Origin of the sequence: Mucilaginibacter sp. OAE612, assembly GCF_041806395.1 — a bacterium.
Classification (GTDB): Bacteria; Bacteroidota; Bacteroidia; order Sphingobacteriales; family Sphingobacteriaceae; genus Mucilaginibacter; species Mucilaginibacter rubeus.
Genome location: NZ_JBGMUW010000001.1, coordinates 1,556,802 through 1,579,206, shown reverse-complemented (window position 1 = coordinate 1,579,206; position 22,405 = coordinate 1,556,802). Strand labels below are relative to the sequence as shown.

The 22,405-nt window shown below is 44.3% G+C and carries 23 protein-coding genes; 5 read left to right on the top strand and 18 right to left on the bottom strand.

Annotated features, from left to right (window positions below; all coding sequences use genetic code 11):
* Positions 1–32: 32 nt before the first annotated feature.
* Positions 33–674 carry a hypothetical protein gene (locus ABID99_RS06630; RefSeq protein ID WP_373613246.1) on the bottom strand — a complete coding sequence of 214 codons (642 nt, stop codon included), beginning with the start codon at positions 672–674 and terminating at the stop codon, positions 33–35.
* Between the two features lie 275 nt (positions 675–949).
* Here ABID99_RS06630 and ABID99_RS06625 point away from each other — a divergent pair, with 275 nt between their 5' ends.
* A complete protein-coding gene (locus ABID99_RS06625) occupies positions 950–1,783 on the top strand; it encodes a sterol desaturase family protein (RefSeq protein ID WP_090526469.1) in 834 nt (277 codons plus the stop codon).
* Between the two features lie 20 nt (positions 1,784–1,803).
* Here ABID99_RS06625 and ABID99_RS06620 read toward each other — a convergent pair whose 3' ends face one another.
* The 12 genes from ABID99_RS06620 to fdhD all read right to left on the bottom strand — a co-directional run bounded on the left by ABID99_RS06620 (position 1,804) and on the right by fdhD (position 14,457).
* A complete protein-coding gene (locus tag ABID99_RS06620; protein ID WP_090526468.1) occupies positions 1,804–2,244 on the bottom strand; it encodes a DUF695 domain-containing protein in 441 nt (146 codons plus the stop codon).
* A 195-nt stretch (positions 2,245–2,439) separates the two neighbouring features.
* Positions 2,440–4,857, bottom strand: a complete 2,418-nt coding sequence (locus tag ABID99_RS06615) for a glycoside hydrolase family 3 N-terminal domain-containing protein (protein ID WP_373613245.1) — start codon at positions 4,855–4,857, stop codon at positions 2,440–2,442.
* 313 nt (positions 4,858–5,170) lie between these two features.
* Positions 5,171–6,568, bottom strand: coding sequence for a hypothetical protein (locus ABID99_RS06610; RefSeq protein ID WP_373613244.1), 1,398 nt, complete (start codon positions 6,566–6,568; stop codon positions 5,171–5,173).
* Between the two features lie 106 nt (positions 6,569–6,674).
* A complete protein-coding gene (locus ABID99_RS06605; RefSeq protein ID WP_188832747.1) occupies positions 6,675–7,697 on the bottom strand; it encodes a dienelactone hydrolase in 1,023 nt (340 codons plus the stop codon).
* 67 nt (positions 7,698–7,764) lie between these two features.
* Positions 7,765–8,220, bottom strand: coding sequence for a Crp/Fnr family transcriptional regulator (locus tag ABID99_RS06600; protein ID WP_373613243.1), 456 nt, complete (start codon positions 8,218–8,220; stop codon positions 7,765–7,767).
* Between the two features lie 244 nt (positions 8,221–8,464).
* Positions 8,465–8,980, bottom strand: coding sequence for an O-acetyl-ADP-ribose deacetylase (locus ABID99_RS06595; RefSeq protein WP_373613242.1), 516 nt, complete (start codon positions 8,978–8,980; stop codon positions 8,465–8,467).
* A 48-nt stretch (positions 8,981–9,028) separates the two neighbouring features.
* Complete coding sequence (locus tag ABID99_RS06590; RefSeq protein WP_354484063.1) at positions 9,029–9,757, bottom strand: alpha/beta hydrolase-fold protein; 729 nt, start codon at positions 9,755–9,757, stop codon at positions 9,029–9,031.
* 43 nt (positions 9,758–9,800) lie between these two features.
* The gene (locus ABID99_RS06585; protein WP_354484065.1) at positions 9,801–10,406 is read right to left on the bottom strand and encodes a GDSL-type esterase/lipase family protein; all 606 of its coding nucleotides are present in this window, start codon (positions 10,404–10,406) and stop codon (positions 9,801–9,803) included.
* Positions 10,407–10,506: 100 nt separating this feature from the next.
* Entirely contained in the window at positions 10,507–10,821 is a 315-nt protein-coding gene (locus ABID99_RS06580) for a hypothetical protein (RefSeq protein ID WP_091162212.1), read from the bottom strand.
* A gap of 71 nt (positions 10,822–10,892) precedes the next feature.
* Entirely contained in the window at positions 10,893–13,208 is a 2,316-nt protein-coding gene (locus ABID99_RS06575; protein ID WP_373613241.1) for an FdhF/YdeP family oxidoreductase, read from the bottom strand.
* Positions 13,205–13,561, bottom strand: coding sequence for a hypothetical protein (locus tag ABID99_RS06570; RefSeq protein WP_176627658.1), 357 nt, complete (start codon positions 13,559–13,561; stop codon positions 13,205–13,207). The genes ABID99_RS06575 and ABID99_RS06570 overlap by 4 nt, the downstream gene beginning before the upstream one ends.
* A gap of 14 nt (positions 13,562–13,575) precedes the next feature.
* Positions 13,576–14,457 (bottom strand): formate dehydrogenase accessory sulfurtransferase FdhD, encoded by an 882-nt coding sequence (gene fdhD, locus ABID99_RS06565; RefSeq protein ID WP_373613240.1) that lies wholly within the window; start codon positions 14,455–14,457, stop codon positions 13,576–13,578.
* Positions 14,458–14,825: 368 nt separating this feature from the next.
* On the opposite strand from fdhD, the gene ABID99_RS06560 reads away from it, so the two are divergent.
* The 3 genes from ABID99_RS06560 (at position 14,826) to ABID99_RS06550 (ending at position 16,071) form a co-directional block, all read left to right on the top strand.
* The gene (locus ABID99_RS06560; RefSeq protein ID WP_090526447.1) at positions 14,826–15,068 is read left to right on the top strand and encodes a MoaD/ThiS family protein; all 243 of its coding nucleotides are present in this window, start codon (positions 14,826–14,828) and stop codon (positions 15,066–15,068) included.
* A 136-nt stretch (positions 15,069–15,204) separates the two neighbouring features.
* Positions 15,205–15,639 (top strand): GNAT family N-acetyltransferase, encoded by a 435-nt coding sequence (locus ABID99_RS06555; RefSeq protein WP_373613239.1) that lies wholly within the window; start codon positions 15,205–15,207, stop codon positions 15,637–15,639.
* A gap of 12 nt (positions 15,640–15,651) precedes the next feature.
* Positions 15,652–16,071: a molybdenum cofactor biosynthesis protein MoaE gene (locus ABID99_RS06550; protein ID WP_373613238.1), complete on the top strand. Its 420-nt coding sequence runs from the start codon at positions 15,652–15,654 to the stop codon at positions 16,069–16,071.
* A 258-nt stretch (positions 16,072–16,329) separates the two neighbouring features.
* Here ABID99_RS06550 and ABID99_RS06545 read toward each other — a convergent pair whose 3' ends face one another.
* The 5 genes from ABID99_RS06545 to moaA all read right to left on the bottom strand — a co-directional run bounded on the left by ABID99_RS06545 (position 16,330) and on the right by moaA (position 21,382).
* The gene (locus tag ABID99_RS06545) at positions 16,330–17,388 is read right to left on the bottom strand and encodes a ThiF family adenylyltransferase (RefSeq protein ID WP_373613237.1); all 1,059 of its coding nucleotides are present in this window, start codon (positions 17,386–17,388) and stop codon (positions 16,330–16,332) included.
* Complete coding sequence (locus tag ABID99_RS06540; protein ID WP_354484077.1) at positions 17,363–18,574, bottom strand: NTP transferase domain-containing protein; 1,212 nt, start codon at positions 18,572–18,574, stop codon at positions 17,363–17,365. The genes ABID99_RS06545 and ABID99_RS06540 overlap by 26 nt, the downstream gene beginning before the upstream one ends.
* Entirely contained in the window at positions 18,555–19,025 is a 471-nt protein-coding gene (gene moaC, locus ABID99_RS06535) for a cyclic pyranopterin monophosphate synthase MoaC (RefSeq protein ID WP_373613236.1), read from the bottom strand. Before moaC ends, ABID99_RS06540 begins: the two co-directional genes overlap by 20 nt.
* A gap of 156 nt (positions 19,026–19,181) precedes the next feature.
* A complete protein-coding gene (locus tag ABID99_RS06530) occupies positions 19,182–20,375 on the bottom strand; it encodes a molybdopterin molybdotransferase MoeA (protein WP_373613235.1) in 1,194 nt (397 codons plus the stop codon).
* 17 nt (positions 20,376–20,392) lie between these two features.
* Positions 20,393–21,382, bottom strand: coding sequence for a GTP 3',8-cyclase MoaA (gene moaA, locus ABID99_RS06525; RefSeq protein WP_090526431.1), 990 nt, complete (start codon positions 21,380–21,382; stop codon positions 20,393–20,395).
* 432 nt (positions 21,383–21,814) lie between these two features.
* On the opposite strand from moaA, the gene ABID99_RS06520 reads away from it, so the two are divergent.
* Positions 21,815–22,405: an NTP transferase domain-containing protein gene (locus ABID99_RS06520; RefSeq protein ID WP_090526429.1), complete on the top strand. Its 591-nt coding sequence runs from the start codon at positions 21,815–21,817 to the stop codon at positions 22,403–22,405.

Sequence of the window (22,405 nt, the reverse complement as noted above, 5' to 3'; positions counted from 1 at the left end):
TGCGTAAGCGCAAAGATATTTAAAAGTAATAATTAAGCGCTCACCACCATCGGTTTATCGCAGCCGGATGACCAATCGTGCTGAACATTGGTCATAAGTAACGCATTGTCAAACGTTACTGAACCCTTCGGAAAAATGCTTTCATCTTCAAAAAAGCTTGATTTAACAGCACTCACTTCGAGCGCCTGTACTTTCCAGTTATCGGTATATAACACTAACCCTTCATACTTATTGCCATTGGGTGAATATCCCGTTGCCCCGGCCTTAAAGAAATCAGAAGCTACATCAAGCGTCCCGAATATCGAATCCGGATTGAGTTCATCAGCAACTTTTGCATCCACACTAATCACCGTTCCGTCCGAACTGGTGAAAGCCACGTGATATTGGTCGTCGTGCTCATTAACGTCAAATTTGGCCTGGTGATGTCTACCGGGGAATACCCTGCCACCTGCAATCGTATTAAATAAGGACGAGGTATCCCGTCGAGGTATATAAACTCCTTCTTTCAATTCCCCGTTTTCCTCCCATTGTACGGCTATTCGATGTGCGCCATTTTCCGAACCTACGCCTAAAAAAGCAGGCATACCTTTAGGGCGAACGTGCTTAAGCCTGATCAAACAGATCCCTGCTATAGCTTTGCTGTTAACAAGCTTGGGAGTAAAGGGCGGTGGCACTATTTTTTTTTGCTATGTCCGCATCCGCGGTAAAGTTCACCAATATGCGCCTGTCAATTATGCCGGTAATTTTCGGAATCTTCATATGATAAATTTATAATGATTTTTCAGCGTTCGGATAACCCAGGACAAATTATACTGTCAAATGTGCTCCTCTTCCATTCACAGTACATTAACAACCGCTTAACATACTTCATCAAACATTCATTCAAAAAAAAGATATTGCATTCTAATTGCCTTCTAATATCAAAGGCGATTACCCTACTAATTTAAGAATGACTATTACCCAATTCCTCGACCGGCATCAGGATGCTGTGCAAGTTGCTTTATATGCTTTTATTATCTGCTCACTGTGGCTGATGGAAGTCTGCGTTGCTTCTGGTATGATTTCGGTAAAAAAACGCTGGCAGCACAATAAAACCAACCTGCTGTTCATTTTCACAGCCCTCCCTATCCAACTATTACTTACCACGATTGTTTTACTCATAGTTGGCTGGACCAACGCACATCATTGGGGGCTAATCAATTACATACCCGGTCATCATAATAAATGGGTTTACTATATAAGCCTTTTTATGCTGCTTGACCTTTGCGAATACGTTTATCACGTGGTAATGCACAAGATAGATCCGCTGTGGAAATTTCACCTCGTGCATCACAGCGATCTTCATGTTGACGTTTCGACCACAGTACGTGAACATCCCGGCGAAACCTGTGTACGCACCTGTTGCTTAATGCTTTGGGTATTTATTTGCGGCCCGGCAATTGGCGTTTTGGTATTGAGGCAAACTTTTCAATCATTATTTAATATCCTGGCCCATACCGAGTTCAGGTTACCACAACGTGTTAACAAAATTGTTGGCCTGATTTTTATAACTCCTAACCTGCACCATGTACACCATCATTATCAACTACCACATACCGACCGTAATTACGGCGATGTACTAAGTATTTGGGACAGGCTTTTTGGCACCTTTGGCGAACTTGAACAGGAAAACACCCGTTTCGGCATTGATACCCATATGGATAAAGAAACTACCGGCAAGTTTTTGAATATCCTCAAAATACCATTTCAGAAGTTGGAACGGCCAAACGGGCATCGGAATTAACGGTTAACCGGGGGCAATCTTTATTTCCCATCCTCTCCAAAATCTTCCATTACACCAAAATATTCTTCCCATTCCGGGTCGTCAATAACCGTGATATTAATCGGGAGTTCATCAAATTCGGATAAGGCATCGTTTAACCTGTCGCCTGCTTCCTCAATATCTGTGGTATACCAGGCCCACCAGCGTTCGTTTTCGCCGGTAAATACAAAGGCCAGTATGCTTTGATGACCATCTTCAAGCAGATCGACTAAAGCATCCTCTACCTGTTCCATCAGCAACATTTCATCAGTTGGGGGCAACAATGACGGATCAAATGATTCATAGTTCCAGGTTACATCCATTCGCTGCAGGTAAACACCGGTTTCAAAAAAGTTTGATAAATTGGGTCTGTAGCGGACCAGCAACGGAATATCATCGTCGGATACGGCTTCTACCGATACCCAGGTATCATCTAAGATCATAAGGGATGTTTTTACAAGGTTTAGCAGAGATGTTTATATAAAATTAAAGCAAAACGATACTTAGTATAAAGATAGTCACGCTTGACCAAATCTGGTATACTTATTCAAAAAAATCATTTGTAAAAGCATCCCTTCTGCTTAATAGATACCAGACTTACGAAGCTTTGTAAACTTCGTAAGTCATAAACATCTCTTTTATTCTATCTCAAACTCTTTTTTCAATTTGATATCAACAGATGAACTGCCTATCATCACCATAAATTTACCCGGCTCAACAGTCCAGTTCATATTTTTATCCAGCAGGGCCAAATCATCAGGGTGCAAGGTAAACTGCACTGTTTTCTTCTCGCCGGGATTTAGTGTAACGCGATCAAAGCCACGCAGATCGTACTCGTAAGTAGTAACGCTGCTTACCTCATCCTTAAGGTAAAGCTGCACCACATCATCGCCTTTGCGCTGCCCGGTGTTGGTTACATCAACGCTAACCTGTATAAGTCCCTGAGAATTACCTTTTTCGGGCGATACCTGCAGGTTGCTGTACTCAAATGTGGTGTAGCTTAACCCGTAACCATACGGGTACAAAGCTCCTTTCACACTGGTTTTGCCCCAGCTGTTCTGTCCGCCCTGTTCAGCCTGTGACGACGGTTTAAAAGGAAAATTATATTCCAGTTGACCTGTTGTTTTTGGGAAAGTGATCGGCAATCTTCCACCGGGATTATTATCGCCAAATAAGGTTTCGGCAATCACCTGCCCGCTTTGTACGCTCGGAAACCAGGCCTCTAAAATGGCCGGCACATATTTATTTTCCCAGTTGATGGTAAGCGGCTGCCCGTTGATCATCACCATTACCACAGGTTTTCCGGTAGCCTGCAAAGCCTGGATCAACTTCAATTGCCTGCCCGGCAGGTTTAAACCCGTACGCGATAAACTTTCGCCAACACGGTCAACATCCTCGCCTACCACAGCAATCACAATATCCGATTGTTTAGCCTGTGCAACTGCCGAATCAATACCGGCCTGCTCCTGGGCGGTTAGCGGTGTTTCAATAATTTCGCTCTCCGGCCAGGTAGCATCAATCATGTCACAGCCTTTAGCATAGCTTACTTTGGCATCGCTGCCTACGTAATTTTTAACACCGTCAAACGCGGTAATAACCGGGTTGTGCGATGGACCATACCTGCTCACAGCATAGTTAGTTTCCTTAGCCAGCGGACCAGTTACCAGGATATTAGGATATTTCTTTTTATCCAACGGCAGCAGATTGCCTGCATTTTTTAGCAATACCATCGACTCGCGGTTCATTTTCAGGCTCATGGCTTTATCCGCATCGGTATGCACTATTTTATCGGCAGTTTTAGGGTCTTTAACATAAGGGCTATCAAACAAACCTAATCTGAACTTCACTTTCAATACCTCGCCAACACGGGTATCGATGATCTTCATGGAGATACGGTTTTCTTTGATCAGCTCGCGCAAAGGCATAATAAAGGTTTGCGGCATAGTGAAATTAGTACGCACGTTAAGGCCAGCCTCAACAGCCTGCCTTACAGCTTCTTTGTAATCGGCAGCAACATGATGTTTTGAATAAAGAAACTCAACAGCCTCACTATCGCTTACCACATAGCCATTAAAGCCAAATTGCTGACGTAAAAGCTGCGTAAGGAAGTAATAGCTGCCAGTTATTGGTACGCCGTCCCAATCATTATAACTGCTCATTACCCCCATTGGATGCGCCTCCTGGATCACCCTGCGGAAGGGATACAAATATAGCTGGTGCATTTCGCGCGGAGCGACATGCGGATCGGTACGGGCACTGCCATCACGGCCTCCTTTAGGTACGCTGTACACAGCAAAGTGCTTAAGGGTTGACGCTACGCCGCCTTCCTGGATGCCCAACACCATCTGCTTGCCCATTTCGGCAATATGAAAGGGATCTTCACCATAACATTCAACCACACGGCCCCAGCGTTGGTCGCGGGCGGGGTCAAGTATGGGGGCGTAAACATTGGTATAGCCCAAAGCTTTAGCCTCGCGGCCAACGGTTCTACCTGCCTCATAAACCAGTTCTTTATCAAAGGTGCTGCCTATAGATATCGGCGCGGGCAACGGCGTGGCCCTGTCATGGTTAAGGCCGTGAATCCCCTCATTGGTGAAATCAACCGGGATCCCTAAACGGGTTTCCTCAACAAACCATTTTTGAATGTTATTAATGGCCGATGCATGTTTACTAAACGGGTATGAATATTGTGTAGGCGCATCATCAGTATGCGAAGTAAGATTATTCAGTTCTTCATCAATATTGGCTATGCCATCTTTCCATACTTCATTTTTCCAGTTAGGGACGGGCATTTCGTCCTTTAACACACGCTTATAACCATAAAGGGTAGCCATTTGGCAGGTTTTCTCTTCAACGGTCATCTGGCTTACCAGGTCGGCCACGCGCTTATCAATGGGTTGTGACGGGTCTTCGAACACATCCATTTTACCGTTCTTGTTAAAATCTATCCAGCCTTTATGATAGATGTTCTTTTGCTGTGCCGAGGCTGCAAGGCTAAAGCTGATAGATAAAGCGGATGCCACAAATACCCGCGGCAGATAGTACTTAATTCTCATGAGGTTGTATTGGAGTTGGAACTTCAAATATATAAACCTGTGTGGGGTGCAGCCATGCCCGGGGCCGTATATTTTAACTATATCGTTTGAGTGATGAGGTTTAAACCCGCCACTTGCATAGTAACAACCCTAATCTAATCCAATTCGGCATTTGCGTACCTTCTAATTTTAACGCTGATCATTTATGGCATCTGCCGGGAAGGCCGCGAGATAACGGCAGCTATTATGTAAGGTTTGTTTGCAATTGCGGATTATATAATTGGCGTTTGCAGCTATTTGATAATATATATTATCAAAACTCCATGGCATGATCTTAACGGGCATCTGCCCAATCAGCTTCGGTAAAGGCTGGATTTATTTTATAATCGTTATATGTAATGCTGCTTTTTTGCGCACCCTCTGTTTGTAATTCGGCGGCAGGGAAAACAATACCATCAACCGTTTTAAAACCGGTAAAAGCCGATATCTGCACTACCGAACCTACTTTAGTACCTTCGCCAACCAGCTGATTTTTACCGTCTAACACTGCAAAACTGGTTACGCCGTCAAAACTATAGCTCACTATCATCACGTTATTTTTACCCTCCTGTGCCTTAACATTTTGAATATGGTCGAGGTTCTCTTTCCTGAATAATAACGCTCCTGAACGGAAACCTTGTTTCAATTGCGATATGCGGGAAGATGAAAGCGGTTTTTTATCGCCGTTACGCCATTGCCAGCCATTATCACCTTCCATTTGCTCAACCTGCAACAACTTCCCACCTTTGCGAATCTCAGAGCGGACACGATGAGCAGACAGGTCAATCTTAATGGTAAAATCGAGGCCCGTCATCGTAGCAGAGATCTGCATGGTTTTAATTGCATTGAGCTTTGCACCGCCGTGTACTTCGGCAGCCTTGTTTAATAAACCCGCAGCATCATTATCACCGGTTTCAGCTGCCTGGTTTCCGGCAGTTGTTTTGGCATTGCCGGAAGACCCGGATGTTGTTTTAGATGAAGATGACGCGCTTTTAGGCGCTTTATCTTCCATAAAATAAATATTGCCGTCTATGGCAGCCATTACCGGCTTTTCACCGGGACGGCAAAAGAAACTATGCGTTTCGGTTTTACCTGTATTGTAATTTAGGGTAAGTACTCCATCTTTAATTGTATAGGTACCAGCCCCGCTGTCTTTGCGACCGCTGCCACCGCCTATGCCTTCACCCGATACCATAGTGGCTGAAGAGCTATTTTGGCTAAAATTACCCTTCCCATCAAAATAAAGACCTTTTGAGCCCGATGTGCCAACAAATACCTGCCCGGTATTCCCTCCTCCCATGCTACTTGCGTGGGTAAATTGGTAGTAACCGGCAGGCACCCTGTCGGCAGTATTGAGCTTTAGGATACTAAAAGAGCCCGCATCGATATCGCCGTCAGATTCAATTTTATACTCCTGTTTGGAGCCTTTGAGGTATTGCAATTTGAGCGTATTGCCCTGTACCTGGTAACGACCTGCAACATGTGTTTTCCAATCGGGCTTTTCAAGCAAATCGTTAAAAGTACCATCGGGCCTTAACTGGAAAACAACATCACTGCGGCCCATGCCTCCCCCCATAGTAACAGGTAAGGTTATTTCAATACCGGCGTAAACGCCGCTTACATTTTTTGGTTGCGCACCGGCATTAACACCGGCAAAAAGTGTGATAAGCAAACCTAACACAAAAGCTTTCATAGTATCGGCAGGAAAAAATTCTACGATTCAGATTTAACTATCAACTCCTGCACGATAAAAATGTTTTTAACCTAATGATAAGGTTTTGTTAAATTTTACCGGCCGACTAATACTTTAACGCCGTCTTAAAAAAACCGACAGCCAAGCTGTCCACCTGTAAGTGAATGGCATGCCTGTTAACCGAAGGATCATCCGTAAAATATATCGGAGCTTCTTTTTTTACAGCGTCAATGGCTTCACCAAGCATTACGTAATGGCCAACCTTACCGGGCAACTCTGTATATTTTGATCTACCAATGAGCTGATGATAATGCCTTGCATTGGTTTTAACCGGGGCTATGCTATCACTTTGCGAGCCTACAATATACAAGGCGCCTTTAATATCAGCTACCTGCTCTTTACGAGTGAAACCAAAGCCTAATGCGGGCGATATGGAAAAGAATGCTTTGATCCGGTTATCTTTTAGCGGGGGCACATGTTTGGAATCGGCGATCATGGAGCTATCGTCCAGTAATTTTACCAAGCCCGGAAATTCGGGGATTTCCAGCTCTTTGCGGCCTGTGGTTTTGTAATAGTTGCGGGCCTGTTCAAAATCGAGCTTTGCACCGGCCAGGGCGATCATAGTATAGCCGCCAAATGAAAACCCGGTTGCGCCTATTTTTTGCTGATTAATAAGGGGGCCGATCTCGGGGTTATTCAATAAGGATGTAAGAGCAAAACTGATATCCAGCGGGCGTTCCCATGGCTTAACAAATTCAAGGGGAATTTTATGATCGTAGGTATTGCCGTAATGATCGACGGCGGCAACTATGCAACCGCTGTTTGCGATGGCCTGGGCCAGCCACTCCAAAGTTAACCGGCCGCCACCTGTGCCATGCGAGAGCAGGATAAGCGGCAGTATATTTGCGGGAAGCTTGCCATTACGGACCGTCGGTTGCCGTAAAAAGGGCGAAAAATGCTTATCTGCAGGCTTCAATGTATCGGCAGTTGGATACCAGATTTCGGTTACCACCGGACGGTTATTACGGCTTTCGTCCTTAAAATTGAGGGTACGCTCGCCTAAGTTTTGGGCAATCGCAAGATGGCCTGATAGCAAGATTATAATAATGGTGAAGGTTTGTTTCCACATAATGTTAGCGTTTATATCACAAAGCAACACATTCAGTGAGTCAAAAAGATTGACAATAGTCAATAAATCACTTTTTTGATTTAAGGCGGCTCAGGGTTTCCTGCGAGATCCCAAGGTAATCGGCAACTATTTTATTGGGCAGCCTTTTAATAATTTCGGGCTGGGTTTGCATTAGGATATTGTAACGGGCTTTTGAATCCATAGTAATGAGGCTTTCAATCCGCTGTATGGACGCGATATAATCCAACTCAAGCCCTTTACGGTACATGGTTTCAAAACCGGGGATCTCCTTCAGTAGCAAATCACGGTCTGCATAGCTCAGTACCAGCAACTCGGATGGCTCAGGACTTTGAATAGATGCGACAGAGGGCTCTTTCAATATAAAGCTTGGAAATGCGGTACCCATACGCCCTTCAAATATCAGGAACCGGGTTGATTCGTTGCCGTCATCATCGGTTAAGAATACCCGCAGGCATCCTTTTAACCACAAAATATAAATGCTTCGCGATGCTTCCCTTTTCAACCAGGATCTCGTTTCGTTTGGTAAAGCGGGTTTTAAAACAATTTGCAATCAGCCGCTCATGTTCAGGCGAGAGGATTAATTTACCTTCAAGATGTTGTTTTAAAGCAGGATGCATAGCTGCAATTTATGCACTTAGCCTCGGGTTGACAAATTCCAGATTATTTTAACCTGTGAAGACTTACGAAGTTTTAGAAACTTCGTATGCCCGGATCTACAACATATAAGGGACAAGCACAGTCTGCTGCTAAGTGAGCAGCTCATTATACAAGCTGTAATTTTCGTTATCGAAGCAGACAAATATCACTTTCTCAACTACCTCGTTATCTGCCAAAAAATCTTTAACCGTTTTAACAGCGATTGCCGCAGCCTTATCTTTTGGAAAATGATAGATGCCGGTACTGATATTAGGAAAAGCTATGGTATGCACATCGTTTTCTGCGGCAAGCTTCAAACTATTTAAATAAGCGGATTGCAACAGTTTGTCCTCACCTTTTTTACCGCTATTATAAACAGGGCCAACGGTGTGGATCACATATTTAGCCGGCAACTTACCGCCGGTTGTAATTACAGCCTGCCCGGTTTTGCAGCCGCCCTGCCGGGCTACTATCTTACGGCAATCTTCCAGGATCTCCGGTCCGCCGGCGCGATGGATAGCGCCATCGACACCGCCGCCGCCCATCAATGATGTATTTGCTGCGTTTACAATGGCATCGGCCTTAACTTTTGTGATATCACCCTGTATCAGTTCAATAGTGCCCATAATATTTTAAACTACAGCTGATATAACAAACAGGAAAGTGTTTTGCTTTTAAAAATAGAGTTGTACCATTTTACGCCAATAACGGGCGCGGTGTGCTTCCTCATGCCAGATATACAGGCTATTCTGGATGCCTTTGCTGGCCAGCACGGTGCTTAGGTATTTATTATCTTCCAAAAATGCGTCCTCCTCGCCCACGGCCAGGATAATTTGGAGGCGCTTGATCTGGTCAATTATTTCGGGACTGTGCAGGTTATTCAAAAACTGGTTGGGCATATTGAAATACACATTCTCATCACGATAGCCATCCAACAGGTCGCGGAAGTTACCCATAGCCTGTGTAATATCATAGCGGCCACTCATACCTACCACCTTAACAAATACCGAAGGATGCTTAAAGGCGATATTTACTGCATGATAAGCCCCCATGCTGCAACCCGCCGAAATAATTGAGCCGTTGAGGTTAAGCATTTTCATTAAAGGCACCACCTCTTGTAAAATGTATTGCTCATACTGCAGGTGCCTTTCCATACGATGGTAGGGATGACTGAACTCATTATAAAAGCTTTCACGGTCGATACTATCCACACAGTAGACCTGCAGGTGACCTGCCTCAATTTTACTGCGTAAGGCTTCAATTACTTTCCAGTCTTCATAATCATAAAACCGGGCTGTGCGGGTGGGAAAAAATAGAACAGAGGCGCCCGCATGGCCAAAAACCAGCAATTCCATATTGCGCTGAAGCGACGGACTGAACCACTTGTGGTACTCTCTTTTCATCTTTTAAACCGCTGAAAGATGACAAATGCGTGTAAACCCTATATTAAGCTAATTTGATACTTTGTGGCATTCGCTGTAAAACAGCTTTTTTCCACAAAGCGTAACCGGCGCTGCTCAAATGCAAACCATCTTTATCATAATATTCTCGTATTGGTTTACCGGAAGCATCTATCATCTGATTAAATATATTGATGAACTGCCAGTTTTTATGGCGGTGTATTATCTCGTTTTCAATTAAGCTATTGGTATACCTGTACTTTTCAACAATAGGCCAGCGGGCAAGGCTTGGCTTAAGCGATATATAATAGCAGGGAATATTACCAAACAGCCGTTCAACCTCAACCGTGAGCTGCTTAAAAAATATAAAAACTTCTTCGGGATTGCGACCATCGCCGAGATCATTATCGCCCGCGTACACTACAATGGATTCGGGGTTATAAGAATGCATTATACGTTCAAAAAACCATACACAGGCAGCCAGTGTAGAACCGCCAAAACCCAGGTTAACTGGTTGCATGTCATCAAAATCAGCATCAAGCGTATTCCACAAACGAATGGATGAGCTTCCATAAAAAATTACCCGCGGCACATAATCAAGCTTGGTTCGCTTAATTTCCAGCTGCTTCACATCCTCTTCGTACCAGATCATATTCTTTTATAGTAGGGCCGTATTAATTTAAGCGCTAAAGATAATACAATAGCCCTAACTTAATGTAACGATGATAAAACTAAAAATGTAAAAATGACTATTATTCTGCCGCTTCTTCACCTTTGGTGCCCAGCTCAACAATATCACCTTCTTTAAAAAGGATAGCTTGCAGCGTAGTACGCCATACCGGCTTTTTGCGCAGTAAAAACTCAAGGTCCATACCAAAGTGCTTAAACTCCTCCTGCTGTGCGTTTTGCATAATGGCTTTGGCCTGGTTATCTTTCTCGACAGAAATCCGCTGTTCGTACCAGTTTATAGCCTCAGCCTCTTCGGTTAATGAAACTATCATTCGGGCAAAGGTGCGGGTTTCGTCGGATAGTTCATTTGCCGGCTCGTGATATTGATCAAATGACATAATACTTTTTTTAAGGAGATAAGTATTATGTAAACGCTTTTGTTTTAAGGTGTAAGTATTTAGAATGGTTATTAACCCACGTGTTTCCTGATTTTGATATTAACCAGTTTGGATGTGGGCGTATTACTTTGTTCGGCAACGCTGTTGATAGGAACCAGTACATTGGCCTCGGGGTAATAGGTAGCTGTATTCCCTTCGGGGATGTTGTAAGGCACAACTACAAACAACCTCGCTACCCGCTCAACACCATCATCATAATTAAACAGGTCAACTTTTTCCTGCGCCCTGAAACCGGCTTTTTTCATATCTTTTTCATTCATCAAAATTACCCGGCGCTCATTGTGAATGCCCCGGTAGCGGTCGTCAAGGCCATATATGGTGGTGTTAAACTGATCATGACTGCGGATGGTTGCCATATGGTATTCGTCGGCAGCCAGTTCATGCTTCGGCAACGGGGCGATATTGAAAGGCACAACAGCTCCATTCTTTTCGGTGATAAACTTACCCTCGCGGGCGGCGTTTGGCAGGTAAAAACCGCCGGGCAAACGTACCTTTTGGTTATAATCCTCACAGCCCGGAATGACTTTGGCAATCGCGTCGCGCACAGCGTCATAGCTTTGAGCGTACTTATCCCAGTCGACAACGGCACGATTACCTAATGTGGCTTTAGCAAGATTACAAATGATCTGGTTCTCGTTCATCAGATGTTCAGATACAGGCTTCAGCATCCCTTTTGACATTTGAACAACCCCCATGGAGTTTTCGCAGCTTATAAACTGATCCTCGCCATTTACAACATCTTTATCACTTCGTGATAGTGTTGGCAGGATCAAAGCTTCTTCACCATGTACCAGATGGCTTCGATTTAATTTGGTTGATACATGTACCGAAAGTTTAAGTTTACGCAAGGCCTGTGCCGTAAACAGGGTATCCGGCGTAGCCGAAAGGAAATTGCCGCCCATGGCAAAAAACACTTTAAGTTTGTCTTCGTCCATAGCTTTAATAGATTCAACAACATCATAACCATGGCCCCGCGGCGGCTCAAAACCAAAAATTTCCTTGAGTTTATCCAACTGCTTCGGTTTTGGCTTATCCCAGATCATCATGGTACGGTTACCCTGTACGTTGCTATGACCACGTACCGGACACAAACCGGCACCGGGTTTACCAATGGCGCCTTTAAGCATGGTCAGGTTCACAATTTCTTTTACGGTATCCACTCCGTTTTTATGCTGGGTGATGCCCATAGCCCAGCAAATGATGATGCGGCTTTTATTTTTAATCAGATCAACCGCCTGCTCAATTTCATTCACTGTTAAACCGGCAGCTTTAGCCAGGTCGTCAACCTCATATTGGTTCAGGCTGTCTAAAAATGCAACGTAACCGGTAGTGTTCTTTTTAATAAATTCATGATCGAAGACGCTGCCGGGATTTTCCTGTTCGGCTTTGTATAGCAGTTTTTCCATGGCTTTTAGCAAGGCCATGTCGCCGTTTATCTTCACCTGTAAGTACAGATCGGCCAACTGGGTTTTGATACCTAAAATGCCCTTTACTGTTTGCGGATTTTTAAAACCCATCAACCCCGCCTCATGCAATGGGTTTACCGCAATGATCTTTGAGCCTTTCTGCTTGGCCTTTTCAAGCGCGCTAAGCATCCGGGGATGATTGGTGCCGGGGTTTTGCCCCATAATAATAATCACATCGGTATCGTAAAAATCATTAAGCGTAACTGTACCCTTGCCAATGCCAATGGTATCTGCAAGGCCAACACCGGTACTTTCATGGCACATATTGGAGCAATCGGGCATATTATTGGTACCAAACTCGCGTACAAATAACTGGTAAGTAAATGAAGCCTCATTGCTGGTACGGCCCGATGTATAAAATGCAGCTTCATCGGGCGACGCCAAAGTGTTAAGCTCAGTCGCTATTTTTTTAAACGCAAAATCCCAGCTTACCGGTGTGTAATGTGTAGCTCCTTTGCCCAGATACACTGGTTGGGCGATACGCCCCTTCTTCCCTATCTCATAATCGTTAAGTTTGGCAAGATCCGCTACCGAATTTTCTACAAAAAAATCACCGGTAAGTTTTTTGGTAGTAGCTTCTTCGGCAAGGGCTTTGGCACCATTTTCACAGTATTCGGCAATGGCTGAACGGTCGTCATCCGGGTCGGGCCAGGCACAGCCAGAACAATCAAAGCCACTCTTTTTGTTCATATGAAACAAGCCTTCCATACCTCTTGCCAGGCCCGTTTCCTTTACTATATCAACCATCGCCACTGTTACAGCAGGGATACCCGCCGCCCAGTCTTTTGGATGTGTTATTTTCAGGTCGAGCAGCTTCTCGGGGTTCTCTGCTGCCGGTACCTGTTTTGCTTGCTTGCTCATGGCTTTTTAGCTGCTAAGGGATTGGGATAATTATCGCTCTGATCTTCGGCGACTTCATCCAAACACGTAAAATCTTTTTCTACCAGTAAATGCAAACTGCCGTGTTTACCTTCATAACCTACCTTATCGTCGTCGGCAAAGCCGGTGGCCACAGCTTTTGGCACATATAGTGTTATGGCATTCTCCTTATAGGTTGCCGAAAGATGCTCATCATCAACCAGCCTCAAAGCATAAATAAGCTGCTGGCTGCCAAAATCGACCGTTTCCTGAACATAACCTTCTTCGGCCAGTTTGGCTACATCAGTTTTTGTGAGCCTGTATCTTAGTGAATTACCTTTTATCCTTATTTTCATTGGTATCAATCAGTTTACGCCGATGGTGCAGTTAGTACGGCTTCATCGGGGACCATTACCCGGTGCGCGCCCGCGTAAATATTAAAGCGCTCATCGCGTAAAAAGCCAATCAGTGTAATATTAAATTCGTTTGCCAGTTCTATAGCCAGGCTTGACGGCGCACCTACTGCCGCAATAATACTGATGCCGGCCATCGCGGCCTTTTGAATAAGCTCAAAACTTGCCCTGCCGCTAAGTAACAATACTGTTTGCTGCAACGGCAGCCAGTTATACATCATAGCAGCACCTATCAGCTTATCTAAAGCATTATGCCTGCCTACGTCTTCCCTCAATAATAACAGCTCACCTAAAGGAGTAAACAAAGCCGATGCATGCAAACCGCCCGTATCATCAAATACCCGCTGGTGCCCGCGCAAAATCTTCGGTAACTGATTAAGTACCAAACTATTGATCACATTTCCGTCATCTACCCCGGCGGCAAAATTGCTTACCGTGCGAATAGCGCTAATAGAACCCTTGCCGCACACACCGCAACTGCTGGTGGTATAAAAATTACGTTCGGTATTTTGGAGATGTGGTATCACACCTTGTTCAAGTGTTACCAGTATGGTATTCTCCTTGTTTTCGGCACAGGCGATAAAGCTGTGTTTTGCCGATTTTATTTCATCTGCATTTTTAATAATGCCTTCGGTAAAAAGGAAACCGGTTGCCAATTCGGCATCATGACCGGGGGTACGCATAGTTACAGAGATATTACGTAACTCTCTGCCATCTGCAGGGCCATATTCCAGTTTAATTTCAAGTGGTTCTTCAATGGCTATGCTATCCTCCTCCCTTGCGCTTCGGTTAGCGTTAACTTTTACAACCGGGATATGAATAACTGATGGCGAAGACATATTCAAAGATACAATTTATGGCATAGTTTGTTTATGCAAGTTTATATGCAGAAGGCAAGTTTAAGTCCCTTCGTTTGAATTGTTTTTGAGGCAAGCGTCTGCAAAACAGCCGTTAACTTAGGCTGGCAAGGAGTTAACAGGGTTAACAGAAATTCGAGCAATTTTATACTATCCAATTAACAATCAATTAATTACATTAAAAATAGTATTAACACATGTAAACCCCGGCAAGGTTAAGGCTTCACGCTTATTTTTTGTTTAGGCTCAAACCCGGAGGCTTTAACCCGCATAATGAACTTACATATGTTGATTTGTTAAATTTAAAACCCAGTACTCGTTTTGTAAGCTAATTTGAATATTTTTGAGATATGAAGATCAACATACTGGCTTTTGGAGTGGCTAAGGAGATATTTGGAAGCAGCGAAGTTAGCCTGGAAATGACCAACGATGCAACTATCTCCAATTTAAAATACCTGCTTGAGCAACAATACCCGCGTTTAAAGCAGCTTTCATCATACATGCTGGCTGTTAACAACGAATATGCCCTGCCCGGCGATACTATTCACGAACGCGACGAAATAGCGATCATTCCGCCGGTAAGCGGGGGGTAGATCAGTTTGCAGTTTTTAAGTAGCAGTGGCAGTAAACTTTTTAGCGGCAGTTTACAGTTTTTAGTGGGCAGCTTGCAGTAGTATTTTAGGACTTACCCTCAATTTCATCAATATTAAACAATCAACTTAATATAGAATGGCCATCAGAAGCGCAACGCTTGCCGATCATACTGCAATATCAAATTTGCTAACACAATTGGGTTATCCAGGCACTGAAGATTTTTTGCCGGGTAACCTTGAACGAATGTTAGAGCAACCTTCATCGAAGGTTTTGGTTTATGAAGATGAAGGTGAGGTTGCAGGTTTTATCGCCATTGATTTTTTAACACAGCTGGTAGTTAAGGGTGATTTTATTCGCATCAGTTGTTTTTCTGTTGATGAAAACACCCGGAGCAAAGGTATTGGCAAGGCGCTTGAGGATTATATTACCGAACTTGGCAAAGAACGTAATGCCGACAGGATAGAGGTACACTGCCATACACGCAGGACCGACGCCCACCGGTTTTATTACAGGCAGGGTTATTCCGAGTCGCCCAAATACCTCATGAAATCATTGGCAGATAAAATATAGATTTGCATTGCTATGAACACACAGATCCTCCTATCGGCCCAAACACTGGATATCCAATCATGTATCGACTGGATCATGTCGCCCGAATCCGGGGGGATAGATGTGTTTATTGGTACCGTACGCAATGCAACCAAAGGAAAAAAAGTTTTAAGGCTCGATTTTGAAGCTTACGAGCCAATGGCCATCAGCGAGATGAACAAAATTGCTGCGCAGGCCTTTGAACGCTGGCCGGTACAAAAAATACTGATTCACCACCGTACCGGATTGCTGCAGGTTGGCGAGGTGCCGGTTGTTATTGCCGTTTCAGCAGCGCACCGTGACGCTGCCTTTGATGCCTGCAGGTACATCATCGACACACTTAAACAAACCGTACCTATCTGGAAAAAAGAAAGCTTTGAGGATGGTGACGTCTGGGTGGCAGCACATCCTTAGGATTTCGGATTTGGGAATTTCGATTTCGGAATTGGAAGTTTAGATTTTTGCTATTGTTGGTGTTGTCACTAACAACTCCCGCTCCGTAGCTGCCGCTTGTAGGAGGTTTCGTCATTATAAAAGCTTAGGATACAAAAAAGTTGTTGGTGACAACACCAACAACGGCGCAGAATTTCGGATTGGGAATGTTCGATTTCGGATTTAAACGTTTCGATTTTAAATTAAAAAAATCCAAAATCGAAATTCCAAAATCCGAAATCATCCAACCTTATACTCTTCCAATCCGCCTTCCAATGAAAACACATCGGCCTCAGGGAGCATTTTGAGGATAAGTTTTACGGCTTCGTCGCTTCGTTTGCCTGATGAACAGTAAAGGACTTTGGTATTCGGGCTAGTAAAGTAGGCCAGGTACTCTTCTATTTCATCCAGCGGGATATGCGTGCCGCCAATATCATAGGCTTCACGCTCCTGGATGGTACGCACGTCAATAAGTTCTATGGTATCATCCAAAAGGATCCGTTTTTTTAACTCATCAGCATTGATGGTAGGAATGGTAATGGTTGTTTTTAACCTGCGGATATGTGTTTTTGTTACCGGGCCAATCTTAATGATGCGGCTTTGCATGCTTTGTGCGTCAAAGATCAGCACTTTTCCAGCCAATAATTCACCAGTTTTAGTGATGTACTTGATTACTTCGTTGGCCTGCATGCAGCCAATAATTCCGGCCAGGGTTGGTACCACCCCGCCTTCGGTACAATTAGGGATCTGGGTAGCATCTACCTCGGGAAACAGATCACGGTAATTGGGCGAATTAAGTCCTTTAGCGTTGCTTACGTTCCAAACGGCAACCTGCCCTTCAAACTGGTAAATAGCACCGTAAACAAGGGGTTTACCTGCCAAAACACAGGCATCGTTGAGCAAATAACGGGTTTCAAAATTATCGGTACCATCCAGCACAATGTCGTAATTGCTGATGACATCCATCACATTGTCGGACGTTATTTTGATGACATGAGGTACGAGCTTAATACCCGGATTTTGGGCCTGCAGGCGTGAACAAGCCACTTCAGCTTTATTTTCGCCTTCATCGGCCGGCGTGTATAATACCTGGCGATGCAGGTTACTTACCGATACCTGGTCAAAGTCGGCAATACCCAATGTACCAATTCCGGTTGATGCCAGGTATTGTGCAGCCGGACAGCCCAACCCTCCTACCCCAACAACCAGTACGCGGGCTTCCTGCAATAATTGCTGGGCTTCCTCGCCAAAACCAGGCAGCGCTATCTGGCAGTTATATCGTTGTAAATCCTGATTCATTAGTAACAACTATTGTATGGTGGATCATTGATTTTACTTTCTCCAATTCTTCAGGCGTATTCACATTGGTCAGCGCCTCCTGTTGTGGGGCATTTAACAATGTAATATCACTATTGATCAAAACCTTGCGCGGGCATGAATACCCTTGCGCCAAAAACGATAGCAGTACAGGGTAGCTTTTAGGCTCCCATATGGCTATCAAAGGTTCCGGGAAATCAGTTACCGGACTGTGATAAGCCGTAGCTACCGACGAACTGTTTCGCCAGGCCACTAAATTGCGAAGGGTAGCTTCATCCATCAAAGGCAAATCGCAGGCTATAATCAGCCAGGCGGCATCCGGCTGTTCGCGAAAAGCGGAAAGAATAGCCCCATAAGGTCCTAAACCAGTAAATGTATCCTCAATAACGGGATAAGCCGGGTCAATTTCCTGCTGCTGGCCGGGGCGACCGGAAATGTAAACCTCCCGACAAAAGGTTTTAAGCAGATCGGCCATATAATACCGTTGCTGCTTGCCATGCCATTTGGCCGCACCTTTATCAAAACCCATTCGGGTACTTTTGCCGCCGGCCAATACCAGTCCATTTAAAACGGGTTTGGCTAACTTTAATGCGGCTTCAAAAAAGGCAACGATCTTTTCACGTTCATCTACTTTTAAAATTGGGATCTGATGCCAGTTGGGTATAACTTCCTGTATAAAGTCCGGGATTTCGCTTGCATTATCGGCCAGCAGAAAAAGCTGAATATTATTGAGCTGACCTGTCCTTTTTTGCAGTGACGCCTCTTTATTAACGTCGATAATAACTACCTGGGCCTTAGCCTGCTGGTGATTTCCATTAACTAATACCAGGTCGGCAGACGAAAATTGCTGTTTAAGCTGATAAGGATATACCGGGTTTTGATAGTTAAACTGCTGATAGTTTACCTGGTCGGTATAATCAAGCGAAGCGCCGCTCACCAATCTGCCGGGCAGCAAAGTAATATCATCATTATGTGACATATCCACATAAGCACATTTATAAACCGGAGAAAGTGAACGGATCACATCATCGGCCAATAATTTGATCACGGTACAGGGGCCACCTAAAATTGCCCATTCGTTACGGCCGAAGTTACCGGTTGAAGGGCGGGCCAGTTTAGCGTGTTTTTTATGCGTGCCTGATGGCTGGTTATGATCTTTTAAAGTCACGTTTACCTCCTGTTTTTGAGATCAGTTTGGTTTCTTTTATCACTATATCATGGCTCATGGCCTTGCACATATCATAAATAGTAAGTGCCGCTATTGAAGCGCCTACCAGCGCTTCCATTTCCACACCTGTCTTTGCCGTAATGCTTGCAGTACAGTCAACCACCACTTCCTGCTGCTCATTTATTCGGATAGTAACATTACAGTTATCCAAACCCAGCGGATGACAAAGCGGGATCAGGTCGCCGGTTTTTTTTGCCGCCATGATACCAGCGATGATAGCCGTTTGAAAAACGGGGCCTTTTTTGCTTTGCAATTCATTTCCTGCTAAAAGTTCAAATACCTCTGCCGGCAAACTAACAATGCTGCGCGCAGTAGCAGTGCGGTATGTAACCTGCTTTTCAGTTACATCAACCATATTCGGATCGCCTTGTTTGTTTATGTGGGTTAACATTATTTTTTATTATGATTGCAATGATTTTTATTGTGATTTCACCGATTGGTTAGGCCATGACCCTTTTGTTTGTTTATAGCGACTTATTATGTTATGGATTCGATCAAATCAAAAAATCGGTGTAATCAACAAAGAAAATCGGTGAAATCCCAAAAACTAAAACCTCCAAACCTTAAACACCTCTCCTGCTTTAAAATTATTCTTTTCGGCCGGAAGTTCTAAAAAAGCTTCGGTATCTGCTAAGTTAGCAAAATCGCCAGAACCATTTCCCTCAACAGGCGTAGCTATCAATTGGCCTTGCCCGTTACTTTGCAGCTTTACCTGCAAATAGTATTGTAATGCCGGCTGAAATGTAAAATCTTTCCCTAATACCGCATATGTGGCGGCTTTTGCGGGCAAGCCCAGCGCTGTATTAAGCCATGTTAAAAAGTAACGGTGCAGGCACATAAATGTGGCTACCGGGTTACCCGGAAAAGCAAACACCAATGCACCGTTATTATGCCTGCCAAACCAAAAGGGTTTACCGGGCCGCTGGGCTACTTTATGAAACAACTTTTCAACCTTTAATTCCTCAAGCGCCCGGGGGATATAATCAAACTTCCCCATCGAAACACCACCGCTTAGCAGCAGTACATCATAGTTTTGTAAACAGTACTGGATCTTTTCTTCAGTAACCGCGGGCTCATCGGGGATATGCAAAATATCAGCATCGGTACCATGTTGTTTTAAAACGGCTTTTACCATATAGCTGTTTGATTTGCGGATCTGGTACGGCAGCGGCGTTTCATGCACATCAACTAATTCATCTCCTGACGAAACTATTACCACCCGCGGCATTTTTTTAACAAGCAGGTGGGTTTTACCTACTGATGCCGCCACACTAATGATAGCGGGGCTTACCAGCTGTCCTGCCGTTGATATAACATCATTTTGTTTTTTATCAAGGCCCTGCAAATGCAGGTTCTGTCCCTTTTTTATGTCGCGGGTATGTATACTCGCCGACCCGGCGATGATCTCCACATCCTCATAGCGGATCACTGTATCAACCGAAGCGGGCAACACAGCACCGGTCATGATCTCGATGCATTCATCGGCGCTGTCGATTTGAACCGGCTCGTCACCGGCTGCCTGGGTAGCTTTGATCCGGAAAATATTGATCCCACTCTCAATAGCTTCATATCTTATAGCGATACCATCCATGGTTACCCGGTTAAAGGGCGGCAGATCGCGGTCGGCCTTCAGGTCTTCGGCCAGGGCACAACCCAGAGCCTGTTCAAACGGGAGGCTTTGAGTACCATAATCCCTAATTTGCGCAAGCACCAGTTTTTCAGCTTCTTCAACCGTTGTCATATATATGTAGTTTAAAACTATCCGCCAATAGTGGCCATTGACTCGTGGATACCTGTTTTGGCTACCCGTGCCCGCTCGGCTTCCCAGCCATCTGCCGGGCGGTGGCTAAAAGCAGTTAACAGGGCATCCTCCAATACTTCATCAGAAGCTCCCGCACGCATCAGATCTTTTAAATTGAGCACGCCATCATCATACAAACAGGTTTTTAACCCACCCTGAGGCGTTATGCGGATCCGGTTACAGCTGCCGCAAAATGTACGCGAATAAGCGGCTATAATACCAACTGTACCCTTATGCCCCGGGACCTGATAATTGTATGAAGTAGAATAAGCCGGGTCATCCAGTTTCTTTATTTGCGGATACTTGCTTTTTATTTCATCTAAAATGCGAAGATAATCCCAATGTAATCCATCGTACACATGACCATCGCCGTTAAAAGGCATTTCTTCTATAAACCTGACACTTACCGGCAACTCTTTGGCCAATTCAACCAGCGGGATAATATCCTGTATATTTTTGCCATCCATCACCACGGCATTGATCTTTACTTCCATATCATGGCTCAGCATGGCATCTAAGGCTGTCATCACACTGGCAAATTCGTCGCGGCGGGTAATGGTAAAAAAGCGGTTGGCATCCAGCGTATCCAGGCTCAGGTTTATTGACCGTACACCTATCTTTCTTAATTCGGGCACATAAGGAGCTGTAAGTACACCGTTAGTTGTAAGGCCCAGCTCTTTTAAGCCGTCCAGCCTGGATATAGCTGTGAGCAAATGCATAATATCTTTGCGTACAAAGGGCTCGCCCCCGGTAATACGGATTTTTTCGATACCCATTTTTACAAGCAAACTGCAGCTGCGCAGCATTTCCTCATAGGTCATGAGCTCGGCACGTGAAAGCCAGTTCAAGCCATCCTCAGGCATACAGTAAAAACAGCGCAGGTTGCACCTGTCTGTCACCGCGAGGCGCATATAGCTGATCTTCCGTCCATGATTATCTGTTAACAAAATATAGCTTTTTTATCCTGTAAATTTAATTAATTAACAGCCATTACACCTTTAAGTTTATGCACGGCAATTGTAAAAATAAGCATTACCCCGCTTGGAGATGTTTACGAAATGTATTTTTATTCCCTTCCTCAGTGATATATCCGGTCTGAAATAAAATTACAAAAGCGTAACAGGGTTACACCCCTTTCCCAATACACGCATAAAGCACAAAAAATCAAATTGTTATAAATGAATAGATCCGACTAAAACTTTAATTAAATTATTACCGTATTAAGGCAAGCATCCGCCCCAAAGAATTTATAAAAAGGAAGCCCCCTGAGCCTAACAAACATAAACCGCAGGACCGGAAGCTACAAAATGGTAATGCATGATCATTAACCAGGCATTACAACAACAGTTATACCAACATCTAATGTAACAGTAATAAAAATGACAGGGATTATTATTCTGGCGGCGGGCGCATCAAATCGTTTTGGCTCGCCCAAGCAAAACCAAATTTACCAGGGTAAAACCCTTTTACAGCGGGCAATTCAAACCGCGCTTACCTGCCTGCATTGCGAAAAAGTTATTGTGGTGTTAGGAGCCAATGAACAATTAATCCGTCCCAATATAGATGAACAACTTGTAGGCGTCATTCACAATCCGCGTTGGGAAGAGGGAATGGGCTCGTCAATAAAAGTTGGTGTAGCCGAAATTTTGAGGCTTGAACCCCGCATAACTTCAATTATCCTGATGCTTTGCGATCAGCCATTTGTTGATTCATTCCTGATATCACAATTAATGGAAAAAAAAGAAGTTAATGACTGCGGTATTATTGCCTGCGGCTATCGTGATGTTTTGGGCGCGCCCGCTTTGTTCGATATAAAATATTTCCCCGAACTACTTGACCTGCAAGGCTCCGAAGGTGCAAAAAAAATCATTGAAGCACATACCGATGACGTTTTTATACTCCCTTTTCCGCTGGGCGCTATTGACATTGACACCGCCGATGATTTAGAAAGGCTTAACCAGGTAGGATAA

Bases quoted from the DNA above. Each gene is read 5' to 3' on its own strand.
- ABID99_RS06575 (WP_373613241.1), bottom strand. From the start codon at position 13,208: ATGAGCAAGCAAGCAAAACAGGTACCGGCAGCAGAGAACCCCGAGAAG.
- ABID99_RS06590 (WP_354484063.1), bottom strand. From the start codon at position 9,757: ATGAAAAGAGAGTACCACAAGTGGTTCAGTCCGTCGCTTCAGCGCAAT.
- ABID99_RS06530 (WP_373613235.1), bottom strand. From the start codon at position 20,375: ATGACAACGGTTGAAGAAGCTGAAAAACTGGTGCTTGCGCAAATTAGG.
- ABID99_RS06545 (WP_373613237.1), bottom strand. From the start codon at position 17,388: ATGAATCAGGATTTACAACGATATAACTGCCAGATAGCGCTGCCTGGT.
- fdhD (WP_373613240.1), bottom strand. From the start codon at position 14,457: ATGTCTTCGCCATCAGTTATTCATATCCCGGTTGTAAAAGTTAACGCT.
- ABID99_RS06560 (WP_090526447.1), top strand. From the start codon at position 14,826: ATGAAGATCAACATACTGGCTTTTGGAGTGGCTAAGGAGATATTTGGA.
- ABID99_RS06595 (WP_373613242.1), bottom strand. From the start codon at position 8,980: ATGGGCACTATTGAACTGATACAGGGTGATATCACAAAAGTTAAGGCC.
- ABID99_RS06605 (WP_188832747.1), bottom strand. From the start codon at position 7,697: ATGTGGAAACAAACCTTCACCATTATTATAATCTTGCTATCAGGCCAT.
- ABID99_RS06555 (WP_373613239.1), top strand. From the start codon at position 15,205: ATGGCCATCAGAAGCGCAACGCTTGCCGATCATACTGCAATATCAAAT.
- moaC (WP_373613236.1), bottom strand. From the start codon at position 19,025: ATGTTAACCCACATAAACAAACAAGGCGATCCGAATATGGTTGATGTA.
- ABID99_RS06580 (WP_091162212.1), bottom strand. From the start codon at position 10,821: ATGTCATTTGATCAATATCACGAGCCGGCAAATGAACTATCCGACGAA.
- ABID99_RS06570 (WP_176627658.1), bottom strand. From the start codon at position 13,561: ATGAAAATAAGGATAAAAGGTAATTCACTAAGATACAGGCTCACAAAA.
- ABID99_RS06620 (WP_090526468.1), bottom strand. From the start codon at position 2,244: ATGATCTTAGATGATACCTGGGTATCGGTAGAAGCCGTATCCGACGAT.
- ABID99_RS06550 (WP_373613238.1), top strand. From the start codon at position 15,652: ATGAACACACAGATCCTCCTATCGGCCCAAACACTGGATATCCAATCA.
- ABID99_RS06610 (WP_373613244.1), bottom strand. From the start codon at position 6,568: ATGAAAGCTTTTGTGTTAGGTTTGCTTATCACACTTTTTGCCGGTGTT.
- ABID99_RS06625 (WP_090526469.1), top strand. From the start codon at position 950: ATGACTATTACCCAATTCCTCGACCGGCATCAGGATGCTGTGCAAGTT.
- ABID99_RS06520 (WP_090526429.1), top strand. From the start codon at position 21,815: ATGACAGGGATTATTATTCTGGCGGCGGGCGCATCAAATCGTTTTGGC.
- ABID99_RS06615 (WP_373613245.1), bottom strand. From the start codon at position 4,857: ATGAGAATTAAGTACTATCTGCCGCGGGTATTTGTGGCATCCGCTTTA.
- ABID99_RS06585 (WP_354484065.1), bottom strand. From the start codon at position 10,406: ATGATCTGGTACGAAGAGGATGTGAAGCAGCTGGAAATTAAGCGAACC.